The organism is Aphanothece stagnina RSMan2012, from assembly GCF_046764815.1.
Lineage (GTDB): Bacteria > Cyanobacteriota > Cyanobacteriia > PCC-6307 > Cyanobiaceae > NIES-981.
In genome coordinates this window covers 78,564-91,533 of record NZ_JBKOUC010000007.1, presented here as the reverse complement: position 1 = coordinate 91,533, position 12,970 = coordinate 78,564, and the positions used below count along the sequence as shown (strand labels likewise).

At 66.4% G+C, this 12,970-nt stretch carries 11 protein-coding genes and 1 pseudogene; 8 read left to right on the top strand and 4 right to left on the bottom strand.

Annotation, left to right across the window (positions count from 1 at the left end; all coding sequences use genetic code 11):
• Positions 1–20: 20 nt before the first annotated feature.
• Positions 21–761 (top strand): class I SAM-dependent methyltransferase, encoded by a 741-nt coding sequence (locus ACLNEE_RS06500; RefSeq protein WP_411421660.1) that lies wholly within the window; start codon positions 21–23, stop codon positions 759–761.
• 55 nt (positions 762–816) lie between these two features.
• On the opposite strand, the gene rpmA is transcribed toward ACLNEE_RS06500, so the two are convergent.
• A complete protein-coding gene (gene rpmA / locus ACLNEE_RS06495) occupies positions 817–1,080 on the bottom strand; it encodes a 50S ribosomal protein L27 (protein ID WP_411421661.1) in 264 nt (87 codons plus the stop codon).
• Positions 1,081–1,121: 41 nt separating this feature from the next.
• The gene (gene rplU, locus ACLNEE_RS06490; protein WP_411421662.1) at positions 1,122–1,481 is read right to left on the bottom strand and encodes a 50S ribosomal protein L21; all 360 of its coding nucleotides are present in this window, start codon (positions 1,479–1,481) and stop codon (positions 1,122–1,124) included.
• Between the two features lie 193 nt (positions 1,482–1,674).
• Here rplU and ACLNEE_RS06485 point away from each other — a divergent pair, with 193 nt between their 5' ends.
• From ACLNEE_RS06485 to kaiC, 3 genes and pseudogenes are all read left to right on the top strand, one after another.
• Entirely contained in the window at positions 1,675–2,547 is an 873-nt protein-coding gene (locus ACLNEE_RS06485) for a circadian clock protein KaiA (RefSeq protein WP_411421663.1), read from the top strand.
• Positions 2,548–2,565: 18 nt separating this feature from the next.
• Positions 2,566–2,859: pseudogene (gene kaiB, locus ACLNEE_RS06480) on the top strand (circadian clock protein KaiB); the annotation flags it as partial.
• 169 nt (positions 2,860–3,028) lie between these two features.
• A complete protein-coding gene (gene kaiC, locus ACLNEE_RS06475) occupies positions 3,029–4,570 on the top strand; it encodes a circadian clock protein KaiC (protein ID WP_411421664.1) in 1,542 nt (513 codons plus the stop codon).
• Positions 4,571–4,603: 33 nt separating this feature from the next.
• On the opposite strand, the gene ACLNEE_RS06470 is transcribed toward kaiC, so the two are convergent.
• Positions 4,604–6,628 (bottom strand): ATP-binding protein, encoded by a 2,025-nt coding sequence (locus tag ACLNEE_RS06470; RefSeq protein WP_411421665.1) that lies wholly within the window; start codon positions 6,626–6,628, stop codon positions 4,604–4,606.
• Positions 6,625–7,932 (bottom strand): phosphoribosylamine--glycine ligase, encoded by a 1,308-nt coding sequence (purD, locus tag ACLNEE_RS06465; protein ID WP_411421666.1) that lies wholly within the window; start codon positions 7,930–7,932, stop codon positions 6,625–6,627. Before purD ends, ACLNEE_RS06470 begins: the two co-directional genes overlap by 4 nt.
• 114 nt (positions 7,933–8,046) lie before the next feature.
• Between purD and ACLNEE_RS06460 the strand changes: the two genes are divergently transcribed.
• From ACLNEE_RS06460 to lpxC, 4 genes are read left to right on the top strand one after another with little or no spacing between them, the layout of a single operon-like run.
• Entirely contained in the window at positions 8,047–9,030 is a 984-nt protein-coding gene (locus tag ACLNEE_RS06460; RefSeq protein WP_412006912.1) for a hypothetical protein, read from the top strand.
• Positions 9,027–9,794 (top strand): phosphoribosylaminoimidazolesuccinocarboxamide synthase, encoded by a 768-nt coding sequence (purC, locus tag ACLNEE_RS06455; protein WP_411421668.1) that lies wholly within the window; start codon positions 9,027–9,029, stop codon positions 9,792–9,794. The genes ACLNEE_RS06460 and purC overlap by 4 nt, the downstream gene beginning before the upstream one ends.
• Positions 9,795–9,854: 60 nt before the next feature.
• On the top strand, positions 9,855–12,107 hold the full coding sequence (locus ACLNEE_RS06450; RefSeq protein WP_412006911.1) for a BamA/OMP85 family outer membrane protein: 2,253 nt from the start codon (positions 9,855–9,857) through the stop codon (positions 12,105–12,107).
• A complete protein-coding gene (lpxC, locus tag ACLNEE_RS06445; protein ID WP_411421670.1) occupies positions 12,107–12,967 on the top strand; it encodes a UDP-3-O-acyl-N-acetylglucosamine deacetylase in 861 nt (286 codons plus the stop codon). The genes ACLNEE_RS06450 and lpxC overlap by 1 nt, the downstream gene beginning before the upstream one ends.
• Positions 12,968–12,970 lie beyond the last annotated feature (3 nt).

The window sequence follows — 12,970 nt, the reverse complement described above, 5'->3', positions numbered from 1 at the left end:
CCAGCAGTGGGAAGGACACCGTGGCAGCGGCACTGGGAGTAGACCGGTTCCTGGCCGATGGTTTTGCCCTCAAGGAGCATCTCGCCACCTACCTCGGCATCGACACCGAAGAGCTGGAGCGCCGTCTGCCCCAGAGCACCGAGACCCTGGCCGCCCTCCATCCGGGCGGCTTTGACCTGGAGCAGGCCACCCGCTTCTATGAGGACACCGTGGGCACCGTGCACCTTCTGGAGCTGGCCGCCTGGCATCTGGGCAGCGCCGACTACATCGCCGATACGCTGCGGTTGCAGCAGCGCTTCGCCCGCGGCCAGGTGCTGGATTTCGGAGGCGGCATCGGCAGCCACGCGCTTGCAGCGGCGGCTCTGCCCGAGGTGGACCAGGTGTGGTTCGTGGATCTGAACCCCCACAACCGCGCCTGTGTGGAGTCCAGGGCCCTTCGGCTCGGGCTTGGAAAGAAGCTCTCCTGCCACAGGGATCTGGCGGATCCCAGCCTGCCCGATCGGTTCGACACGATCGTCTGTCTTGACGTGCTGGAGCACCTGGCTGATCCGTCGGATCAGCTCGAACAATTCGCCGGGCGCATGGCCCCTGGCGCCACGGCGCTGCTGAACTGGTATTTCTTCAAGGGGTTCCAAGGGGAGTACCCGTTCCACCTGGACGAGCCCGTGCTGGTGGAGCGGTTCTTCCGCACCCTCCAGCACCGGTTCCTGGAGGTGTTCCACCCCTACCTGATCACGACCCGTGCCTACCGGCTGGCCTGAGTGCCCTTGCTGGGGGGGGCGCTGGACGGGTCCGGCGGAACGGCCAGGAAGGAGCTCAGCCCAGGGCGACGTTGATGCGCTTGCGGGTGCGCAGACCGCGCTTGATCGTGTCGAAGCTCACCACCCCGTCGATGAGGGCGAACAGGGTGTCGTCCGAGCCACGGCCCACATTGACCCCGGGCAGCACCGAGGTGCCGCGCTGGCGGATCAGGATCGAGCCGGCGTTCACGGCCTCACCGCCGTAGGCCTTGACGCCGAGGCGCTTGGAATTGGAATCGCGGCCGTTGCGGGTTGAGCCTGTGCCTTTCTTGTGGGCCATGGAGGGGAGGGTGCGAAGGGGGTGAACAGTGAGGTGAGGGATCAGGCGAGCGCCTTGCCGCCGATGTTGATCGCCTGGACCATCACCCGGGTGAGCTCCTGGCGGTGGCCATTCTTGCGACGGGTTTTCTTCTTGGGGCGCATCTTGTAGACGATCAGCTTGGGACCGCGGCGATGGGCGAGCACCTTCAGCTCCACGCTGGCGTTGCTCACGTACGGCTGGCCGAGGGTGGCCGCCTTGCCGTCGTTCACCAGCAGCACCGTATCCAGGGTGACGGTGTCATCGACGTCGGCGTTGAGGCGGTCGAGGTCGTAGTAGCGGTTGGGCTGCAGCCAGAACTGCTGGCCGGAGGCCTCGACGATGGCGTAGGGGCCGCTGCTGACGGCGTTGGCTTGGGTCATGGGCTGTTGGGGCGTGGTCAGGCTGGGGATGGCAGAGGCCCGGCGAGGGGGAAAACCCGGACGGGGACTGGCATCGACCGATTACGCCAGACGCACAATCAGAAGACAATGTCAAATCCTCCGGTTTCAGGCTGCCTTTCGTCAACATGGGGGGCATCCACTCGGGGGCGCTTCCCACCGGGGTAGCTCTTCCATGCCCGAATCGGCCCTCACCGTTGCGTTGCTCGTCCGTGATCCCAGCCTGGCGGCTGCCGTGGCCCGCGGGTTATCCAGCAGCCGCTACTCCCTGGTGCCTGTCGACCCCGCTGGCGATCCGGTGCAGGAGCTGGATCGGCTGCGGGAGGACGTCGATGCCCTCCTGATCGAGCAGGGGGGGATCCCGCCGCGTGAGCTCGAGGGCCTCACCCAGCATGGGCTGGTGTGGCCCGCGGTGGTGATCGGCGAGGTCAACGGCGAGATCGCCTTCCACGAGGCCGAGGTGCGCTTGCCCCCGGACCAGCTCGAGCAGCTCAGTTACAGCCTGGATGCCTCTGTGTCCCGCTTCCTGCGCCAGGGCCTGGCCAGCCCGGGCCAGACGGCTGCCAAGGCCGGGGCTCCGGCAGGGGGCGCGGACGTCGGCGACCAGCCCGCGGCGGCCATGGCCTGGCGCCTGGACGATCGCCTTCGGGACCGGCTGGGGCTGCTCGGTGTCTTCTACAAGCGGGACCCATCGAGATTTCTGCGCAATCTGCCGCCATCGGAGAGCGAGGAACTGTTGCAATCACTGCAGCGCACCTATCGGGATCTTCTGCTGAGCTACTTCCGCAATCCATCCGTTGCCAATCAGGCGCTGGAGAGTTTTGTTAACACTGCGTTTTTCAGCGACCTTCCAATTACAAAAACGGTGCAGATCCACATGGATCTCATCGATTCCTTCTCAAAGAAGCTCAGCTTCGAAGGCCACAAGAGCGACTTCCTTCAGGACTATCGCCTTGCCCTGCTCGATGTGATGGCTCATTTGTGTGAGATGTATCGACGCTCCGTGCCCCCTGATGTGCCACTTGTTCGCCTTCCTAAAGATGCCTGAAACCTACAACTCCCTATCATGACACCCCGAAAGACTTACATCCTCAAGCTCTATGTGGCAGGTAATACGCCCAACTCGATGCGGGCACTCAAGACCCTGCGCAACATCCTGGATCTTGAATTCAAGGGCGTTTACGCCCTCAAGGTCATTGATGTGCTGGTGAACCCCCAGCTCGCGGAAGAGGACAAGATTCTGGCCACGCCCACCCTCACCAAGATCCTGCCCCCGCCGGTGCGGCGGATCATCGGGGATCTCAGTGACCGGGAACGGGTGCTGATCGGACTGGATCTGCTCTACGACGAACTGACCGACGATCCCCAGTTTGACGAGCTGGCCCTCGAGTCGGGCCTGGAGGCTCCCGAGGACGTGGAGGACAGGCCCGATGAACTGCAGTCACCCACGCCTCCTGATGGTGACCGGCCCGATGATGGCCTCAACCCCCGACCCTGACCCTTTCCCTCTCCCCATCCCCCCGCCGGCAATGCAGGAACCCAGTCCCCTCGATGATGCCCTGATGCAGGTGCAGAAGCTCCCCACGGGGATCGAGGGATTCGATGATGTTTGCCATGGAGGCCTGCCGATCGGTCGCTCGACGCTGATCAGCGGTACATCCGGCACTGGCAAGACGGTTCTGTCCCTGAACTTTCTCTATAACGGGATCCGCCAGTACAAGGAGCCAGGCATCTTCATCACCTTCGAAGAGTCTCCTCTCGATATTCTTCGTAATGCTGCAAGTTTTGGCTGGAATCTCCAGGAGATGCTGGAGCAGGACAAGCTCTTCATTCTTGATGCGTCGCCAGACCCAGATGGCCAGGATGTGGCCGGAAACTTTGACCTCTCAGGGTTGATTGAGCGCATCAACTACGCGATTCGCAAGTACAAAGCACGTCGTGTTGCCATTGACTCGATCACCGCTGTTTTCCAGCAATACGATGCCGTATCCGTGGTGCGTCGGGAAATCTTCCGTCTGATTGCCAGGCTCAAGGAGATCGGCGTCACCACGGTGATGACCACCGAGCGCATTGACGAATACGGTCCAATCGCCCGCTATGGAGTCGAGGAGTTCGTCTCGGACAATGTCGTCATTCTTCGGAATGTCCTGGAGGGAGAGCGCAGAAGGCGAACAGTTGAGATCCTCAAATTGAGGGGCACCACGCACATGAAGGGTGAATTTCCCTTCACCATGGGAAGCCATGGCATGAGCGTCTTCCCGCTCGGGGCCATGCGCCTCACCCAGCGTTCCTCCAACGTGAGGCTGAGCTCCGGGGTGCCCAAGCTGGATGAGATGTGTGGCGGAGGCTTCTTCAAGGACTCCATCATTCTGGCCACCGGAGCCACGGGTACGGGCAAGACCCTGCTGGTGTCCAAGTTCGTCGAGGACGCCTGCCGCAGCAAGCAGCGCGCCATCCTGTTCGCCTATGAGGAGTCGCGGGCCCAGCTGCTGCGTAACGCCACCAGCTGGGGAATCGACTTCGAGCAGATGGAGCAGGACGGTCTGCTGAAGATCATCTGTGCCTACCCCGAGTCCACGGGGTTGGAAGACCATCTCCAGATCATCAAGACCGAGATCGGTCAGTTCAAGCCGTCCCGGATGGCGATCGATTCCCTCAGTGCCCTGGCCCGCGGCGTGAGTCACAATGCCTTTCGGCAGTTCGTGATCGGAGTGACCGGTTATGCCAAGCAGGAGGAGATTGCCGGTTTCTTCACGAACACCTCTGAGGAGTTCATGGGTAGCCATTCAATCACCGACTCTCATATCTCCACGATCACCGATACGATTCTGCTGCTCCAGTACGTGGAGATCCGTGGCGAGATGGCCCGTGCCCTGAACGTGTTCAAGATGCGAGGCTCCTGGCATGACAAGGGCATCCGCGAGTTCGTGATCACCGGCAATGGTCCGGAGATCAAGGACTCCTTCTCCAACTTCGAGCGGATCATCAGTGGTGTCCCCCACAGGATCAACACGGATGAGCGCAGTGAGCTCTCCCGCATCGTGCGGGGGGTGGCCGACGACGACCGCTGAGCCCTTGTGATCTGGCCTGGGCTGGGGCTGGGTTCAGCCCGCCACGGTGCTCCAGTCGAGCGCCCGTTCCTGACCGCGGCGCTCGGTGATCAGGCGAAGTTCGTCAGTATCGGAGTCCTCGAGGGGGAGGTCAAACCAGAACGCCGTTCCGACGCCCGGCTCGCTGGCCATCTTCACCTGGGTGCCGTGTTTTTCCAGGATGCCCCGAACGATGGAGAGGCCGAGGCCTGTACCCGCCTCGATGTGAACCGCGTTCTCCACCCGGTAGAAGCGCTCGAAGATCCTCTCCTGGTCGGCTTCGGAAATGCCGCAGCCGCTGTCGGCGATCTCGACCCTCAGGCGCGGCAGCGGGGAGGTCAGTTCGCAGCGGGGATGATCCTCCTCCGGCTGACCGGCCGGACTGAGCAGGCAGAGGTCCGGCCATGGGTAAGCCCGCAGCACGACCTGGCCGTCCTTGGGAGTGAACTTGAGCGCATTGCCCACGAGGTTGTCGAAGACCTGCAGCAGCAGGTCCCAGTTGCCCAGCACGCGCGGCAGCTGGGAATCGGCTTCGAACAGCAGATTCACGCCTTTCTCATGGGCATTGAGCCGGTAGGTGCGCAGGGTCTGCTCGATGGCCGGACCCACCTCCATGGCTTCGAAATTCCATTCCCGCTCGGATTCCAGTCGGGAGAGATCCAGCACATCGTTGACCAGGCGGGTGAGTCGATCGGTTTCGGCGTTGGCGATACCGAGAAACTCCCTGGTCTCCTCCTCGCTGAGCTGATCCCCGAGGTCGTGGAGGGTCTCCACGTAGCTCTTGATGTTGAAGAGGGGGGTGCGCAATTCGTGGGAGACGTTGCTGATGAACCGGCTCTGGGCAGCATTCAGCTCCACCTCGCGGGTGAGGTCCTGGATCGTCATGGCGATCCCCTTGAGGGATTCCCCACTCGCGTCCCGCACGGATTGCAGCACGATCCTCAGGGTGCGGGGCGGCTCGCCGAAGCTGCAGCGCACGTCAGCGGCATCCTGCTGACTGCTCGTCACATTGTCGAGCGCCGCGCTCAGTTCGAGGGCCAGCCGTTCCGGCAGTTCGGGAATCAGCTGATTGCCCTCCAGGTTGCGCCCCTCCCAGCGGAACAGGCGCCGTGCCGTCGGGTTCGCCAGCACGAGGGCGCCTGAGGCGTCGAGCAGCACGGCCCCATCGGCCATGGTGGCGATCAACGACTCCTGTTTCACCTGGGCCGCTTTGAGTTCCTCGATGTTGGCGGCCTTGTAGGCCTCCAACTGTGCGGTCATGGTGTTGAAGCCCTCGAGCAGCTCACCGAGCTCGCCCCCCATCGGCAGGGCGATGCGGGCTTCGAAGTTGCCGCCGGCCACCTGGCGCACCCCCCGCAGCAATTCCTTGACAGGGCGGGTGATCGTGAGGGCGTTGAAGACCGCCCCCAGGATCACCAGCACCCAGATCGAGATGAACACGGCCACGGTCACCTCCCGGGTCAGGGCGGCGCTGGCGAGGAGGGTTTCGTTGGGATTGATGCCCAGGGCCAGCACCCCCAGGTAGCGCCCTTCGCTCACCATCGGCACGAACACGTCGGTGACCTGGCCGTCCGGGGTGAGGTGCTGGCGGATCAGCGGGTTCTCCGGGCGCCGCTGGATGTCCGGAGGCAGTTCCAGCCGGCGGCTGAGCAGCAGTTCACTCCCGCCGGATGTTCCGCCGATCGGGATGCCGAGGTAGATGATCCCGTCGGGGTCGGCGAAGAAGATGTAACGCAGGCTGCGGCTGGAACGCCAGAACCGTTCGGCCACCGAGGCCAGCTCCCGGTCGTTGCCCTCCGCCACCAGCGGGCTGACATTGGCTGCCAGCAGCAGACCCAGATCCCTGGCGTAGCGCGTGTCGCTCATGCGGGCATCCCGCTGGATGCCGTTGAGCGCCAGGAAGGTGATCCCGGTCATCAGCAGGCTCACCACCAGGGTGGCCACGGCCAGCAGCTTGGTCTGGAGACTGAACTCGGCCCACCACCGGGCCAGGGCCCGCCGCCAGGCGCTCAGCTGGTCCTTGGGCGCGTCGCTGTTCATGGGCTCTGGGGGGTGCGCACCTGATGGCCGATGTCGCGGCGGTAGGTCATGCCGGCGAAGTGCACCTGCTCCAGGCCGGCATAGGCCTGGGCGAAGGCCGCGTCGAACCCGTCGGCCTGGGCCACCACCGCCAGCACCCTGCCGCCGCTGCTGCGGCAGGTGCCATCCGCATCGCGGCGGGTTCCCGCATGGAAGATCTGGAGGCGTTCCGCCGGCGCTGCCGCCCCTTCGATCGGATCCCCCGTGCGGATCGTGCCGGGGTACCCCTCGGCCGCGGCAATCACGCAGGCGCTGCAGCCCGCCGCGATGGTCAGCTCAGGGGCCTGGTCCAGCCGGCCCTCCGCACAGGCCAGCAGCACCTGGGCCAGCTCGGGGCCCAGCAGGGGCATCAGCGTTTCGCACTCAGGGTCGCCGAAGCGGCAGTTGAACTCGATCACGCTCAGCCCGGTCTCGGTCAGCATCAGCCCCGCATAGAGCACTCCGCGGTAGTCGATGCCACGGGCCCTGAGGGCCCGCAGGGTTGGCTCCAGCACCTGCTGCCTCACCTGGTCGAGGCCTGCGGCATCCAGGAGCGGAGCCGGCGCGTAGGCCCCCATCCCGCCGGTGTTGGGGCCGGTGTCGCCCTCCCCGATGCGCTTGTGGTCCTGCGCCGCTGGCAGGAGGACCAGGCGCTGCCCGTCGGTGAGGGCGAACACGGAGATCTCCGGCCCATGGGTGCGCTCCTCCAGCACCAGCGTGGCCTCCTGGCCGAAGCGCCCGGCGAAGATGGCATCGATGGCAGCCCGGGCCTCCTCGAGGGTTTCCGCCACCGTCACGCCCTTGCCGGCGGCCAGACCATCGGCCTTCACCACCAGCGGCCGGCCCTGGGCGGCCAGGATCGCGTGGGCTTCCTCCCGACTGGCGGCGGGCCAATGGCCGGCGGTGGGCACCCCGGCCTCCTGCATCAGCGCCTTGGCCCACTGCTTGCTGGCCTCGAGCCGGGCACCCTCCGCCCCCGGGCCGAACACCGGCATGCCCGCCGCGCGCAGCCGGTCGGCCAGCCCTGCCGCCAGGGGGGCTTCCGGACCCACCACCACCAGGTTGACCGCGTGCTCCCGGCAGGCCCCGAGCAGCCCGTCCTGGTCGGTTTCGGCGATGGCCAGCTGGCCGCAGCTCGCCAGATCGGGGGTGCCGCCGTTCCCCGGGGCCACCCAGACGGCCTCGACACCACGGCAGCGCCGCAGCGCCCAGGCCAGGGCGTTCTCCCGTCCGCCGCCACCCACGACCAGGATGCGGAGCGGCTGCGGTGCTGCCTCAGGGGCCATCGGGCTCAGGGAGTGCGGGTGGAACGGGAGCTCAGGACTCCCCTAGGTTGTGCGGGATGTCTGCGCGATTCCGGCAGACCCCACGACCATCTTCACCTGCACGTCTTCCCCGGCATGGCGGCTGGCCTTCTGCGATCCTCGGCCCTGGCCTGCAGGGGCTGGGTGGCCCTCCTGGCCTTGGGCTCCGGCCTGCTGGGATCCCCGGGCCGGACGGCGCCCTCCGGTCTTCCGGTTGACACGGCCGGGATGGCGGCCGTGGCCAGCTGCCGCGAGGCGATCGGCGCCAGGGACCTCGATCGGCTGCGCGACGTGCAGGAGCAGCTGCTGTCCCGTCGGTCGCCCCGTTCCACCCTGCTCGAGGTGCTCACCACGGCCGAGGCCCTGCTCGTCTGCCAGGCCCCCGTGGGGGCCCTCGAGGTGCTGAGCCGGCACAGTCCTGCCCCCGGTCCGGACCGCCGGATCTGGCTTCTTCTGCAGTGGCAGGCAGCCGATGCGGGGCTGGACCACCGCCTGGCGGCCCAGGCGCTCCGCTGGCTCGCCGAGGGTGATCCGGCGAATCTCGAAGCTCTGCAGCTGCCGCTGGTCGCGTCCTCCGGCCACCGGACGGTGACCCGTCCCGCCCTGGATGTGCTGGCGGATCATCTCGAGAGCCTCGGTCGGCCCGCCGAGGCGGCCGAAGTGTTGCTGGCCAGCCGCCTTCCGGGTGAGGCGACGGCCGCCCGCTGGGGTCGCGCCGTGGCCCTGGCGGCCCAGCTCGACCGCGAGACCCGCGACACCCTGCTCGAACGGGCGCTCGAGCAGGCGGCCGACAGTGGTGCCTGGGGGCTGGTCGCCCAGCTGCTCGACCAGCAGCTGGGCACGGGGCGGCTTGACACGGGCCAGTTTGGCAAGGAGGCCGGATCGGGACCGGAGTCCACGCTGGCCCTGGAGCGGCGGCTGCGCCTCAGCGCCCGGATCGACGATGCGTACGGTGAGTGGCTGTTGCGGCGAAGACTGGCTTCCGATCCGGCCCGGACCCGCGATCTGGAGACCCAGCTGCGCTCGCCCCGCGATCCCGGAGGCCACGCCGCCGGCACCTCCCCGACTCCCCTGCCATGAGCACCTACACCATCGGTCCGCTGCTGCACGAGGGCAAGGCCAAACGGGTGTATCGCACGGATCGGCCCGACCTGGTGGCGGTCGAGTACAAGGATGACGCCACCGCCTTCAATGCCCTCAAGAAAGCCCAGCTGGAGGGCAAAGGGCCCCTCAACTGCCGGATCTCGGCCCTGGTCTTCGAATGGCTGGCCAGTCGCGACATCCCCACCCACTACCTGGGCCTGGCCGAGGGCGAGGCCTCCCGGCGCTGGATGCTGGTGCGCCCCGTGGAGATCATTCCCATCGAGGTGGTGATCCGCAACCTGGCGGCGGGTTCGCTCTGCCAGCAGCTTCCGGTCGCCTCCGGAACCCGCCTGCCCTCCCCCCTGCTGGATCTGTACTACAAGGACGACGCCCTGGGCGATCCGCTGCTCACGGATGCCCGGCTGGCGCTGCTCGGCATCCTCGACACCGATCTGCGGGATCGCCTCGAGCAGCTGGCCCGCCAGGTGAACGCCGCCCTCCTGGAGCTTTTCGGCCGCATCGATCTGGAGCTGGTGGACTTCAAGATCGAACTGGGGCTGACCGCCGATCAGCAGCTGGTCGTTGCCGATGAAATCAGCCCTGACACCTGTCGCCTCTGGGATCGGGCCACCGACGACCTGCAGGACCGCATTCTCGACAAGGACCGATTCCGCCAGGACCTCGGCGGGGTTGTCGAGGCCTATGGGCAGGTTCTCAAACGGATCCAAGGGGTGTGTCCCGAACCGCGGTTCTATAGGTAAGGTCACCGCATTTGCGGCCCAGCCGCTCCGTTCGTGACACTCATGGTCGGTTCGCTGGGCTTGAAGGCTGCACTGCCTCTGCTGGGTGCGGCGCTTCTGGTGGCCTCTCCGGCCCTGGCGCAGGACCAGCCCGGAGCGGAGGCTCCGGCTGAACAACCCGCGGACACCCCAGCGGTAGCCCCCCAGGCGGATGCGCCCGCAGAGGCGCCGGCCGATACCTCCCCGGGCGTCGACCCGTTTGCTGCCGATCCCCCGGCCGCCGCCCCTGCTGCTGCGGAGCCCCCGGCCGGGACCGATCAACCCGGTGCCGCCTCCCCCGAGGTCGGTGAAGAGGCCCCCGCCGAGCCCAGGGTTCAGATCGCCGAGATCGTCATCGAGGGCCTCGATGACCACCCCGAGCGGGAGCGTCTTGAGCTGGCGGCCTACGCCGCGATGGCCGTGACCCCCGGCACCAAGGTCACCCGCAGTGAACTGCAGACCGACCTCTCGGCGATCTATGCCACCGGCTGGTTCTCCGACGTGCGCATCCAGCCGGTTGACGGCCCGCTCGGGGTGCGGCTGATCGTTGCGGTGGTGGCCAACCCGGTGTTGCAGCGGATCAGCCTGGAGCCCGCTGAGCTCCAGCTCCCCGACCAGGTGCTCCAGGACACCTTCGCGGCGGACTACGGCAAGACGCTCAACCTCAACTCCCTGCAGTCCCGCATGCAGGAGCTGCAGAAGTGGTACGCCGACCAGGGATACTCCCTGGCCCGGGTCACCGGCCCCAGCCGGGTCAGTCCCGACGGCACGGTTGAACTGCTGGTGCGCGAAGGCACCGTGGAAGGGGTGGAGGTGCAGTTCCTCAACAAGGAGGGCTCCGCCACCAATGAGAAGGGCGAGCCGATCCGCGGCAAGAGCAAGCCCTGGGTCATCACCCGGGAAATCTCGATGAAGTCCGGGGACCTCTTCAACCGCCGCAAGCTGGAGGAAGACATCCGTCGCCTGTATGGCACTGGGCTGTTCGGCGATGTCAAGGTCACCCTGAAGCCCGTGCCTGCCGAGCCGGGCAAGGTCATCATCGTGCTCGGGATGGTCGAGCAATCCACCGGCTCGATCTCAGGTGGTGTGGGCTACAGCCAGAACCAGGGGGTCTTCGGTCAGATCCAGCTGCAGGAAAGCAACCTGGCCGGGCGGGCCTGGAATCTCGGCACCAACTTTTCCTACGGACAGTACGGCGGCCTCGGCGACATCACCTTCACGGACCCCTGGATCAAGGGGGATCGCTTCCGGACCTCCTTCCGCACCCGGATCTTCTTCAGCCGGGAAGTGCCCCAGATCTTCCGAAGCGACGACACGGACCTCAACTTCAACCGGCAGGATTTCAGCGGGGCTGATTTCGATGTCGTCACCAACAGCCCCGTCGACACCTCCGGACCGTTCGCGGAGGTCCGCACCAATTTCGACAGCGTCGCCATCCAGCGGGTTGGGGCGAATGTCCAGTTCGTGCGGCCCTTCAACGGTGGGGATCCCTACAAGAAAGCCCCCTGGAACCTGATCCTGGCCTTCGGCGGCCAGGAAGTCACCCCGATGAACTTCTCGGGCGACAAGTACTCCCAGGCCGTGATCGGTGTGGACGACGACCTCCGCCAGCCGGTGAGGGTTCCCAGCCGCCAGGTCATCTGTCTGGCCTACAACTGCGCCTCGGAGAACCAGCTGCTCAGTTTCAGGGTCGGCACGACCTACAGCTCCCTCGATGATCCCCGCAACCCCACCCGCGGCAACTTCTTCAGCGTGGGCACCGAGCAGTTCCTCTCCGTGGGCAACGATTCACCCACCTTCAACCGGGTCCGCACCACCTTCACCCAGTACATCCCGGTCAATTGGCTGAAGATCTACAAGGGTTGCCGTCCCAAGCCCGGCGAAACCCGCGACTGCAAGCAGGCCCTGGCTTTCCAGGTCTCGGGCGGCGCCCTGATCGGTGACGAGATCCCTCCCTACGAGGCCTTCTGCCTGGGAGGCGGCAATTCGGTGCGTGGCTACGCCGACTGCGATCTGGGGGTCGGCAAGGCCTACGGCGAGTTCACGGCGGAGTACCGGTTTCCCCTGTTCAGCATCGTCAGCGGTTCCGTCTTCTTCGACGCCGGCACCACCTTCGGCACCCAGGGGGACATCCCGGGCAACCCCGGCGGTCTGCTGGGCAAGAAGGGCGATGGCTTCTCGCCGGGCATCGGCGTGATCGTCACCACCCCTGTCGGCCCCCTGAGGCTGGAAGTGGCGACAGAGGACTTCACCGACAACTGGCGCTTCAACCTTGGTGTGGGCTGGAAGTTCTAGTGGGGCCATGGCCAGCTGACTACGCCGGGACCTTCACCCTGGCCGGCACGGCCGAGCGGCACGGTGTCGGCCTCCACAGCGGTCAGGAGGGTCGGGTGAGGCTCCAGCCCGCCGAGCGGCCCGGCTACTGGCTCGGGTGGCTGGATCAGCCCGACCTGCCCCTCGTGCGCCTGCACCCAGGAAGGGTGCAGGACACCACGCTCTGCACCGCGTTGCAGCTGGGCCAGCGGCGCCTCGCCACCGTGGAACATCTGCTGGCGGCCCTGGCCGGTACGGGCATCACCCAGGCAGAGATCCTGGTCGAGGGCCATGAGATCCCCTTGCTGGATGGATCGGCCCTCCCCTGGGTGGAGGCCATCGCGGAAGCCGGCTGTCAGCCCCTGGAGCTTCCCTCCGCCATGCCGGAACTGCGTGAGCCCCTCACGGTGAGCCGGGGGCCGGGGTTCGTGACCGCGATCCCCGCTGCGGGCCTGCGGCTGGGCGCGGCCATCGAGTTCACGGACCCGGCCATCGGCCGCCAGCTGTTCTCCCTGGAGCTCACCCCTGCTGCGTTTGTGGAAGCCATCGCGCCGGCCCGGACCTTCGGTCTGCGCTCCCAGGTCGATCAGCTCCGCGCCGCCGGCTTGATCCAGGGGGGCGCCCTCGATAATGCGCTGGTGTGCGACGGCGACCGCTGGCTGAATCCCCCCCTGCGATTTGCCGATGAACCGGTGCGCCATAAAATCCTCGACCTGATGGGTGATCTGGCGCTGGTCGGTTTGCCAAGGGCCCATGTGTTTGCCTACCGCGGCTCCCATGGCCTCCATACCGCCCTGGCCGCTGCCCTGGCGGACCTTCCCCGTTCGCCGTTCTCTGCTTGACCC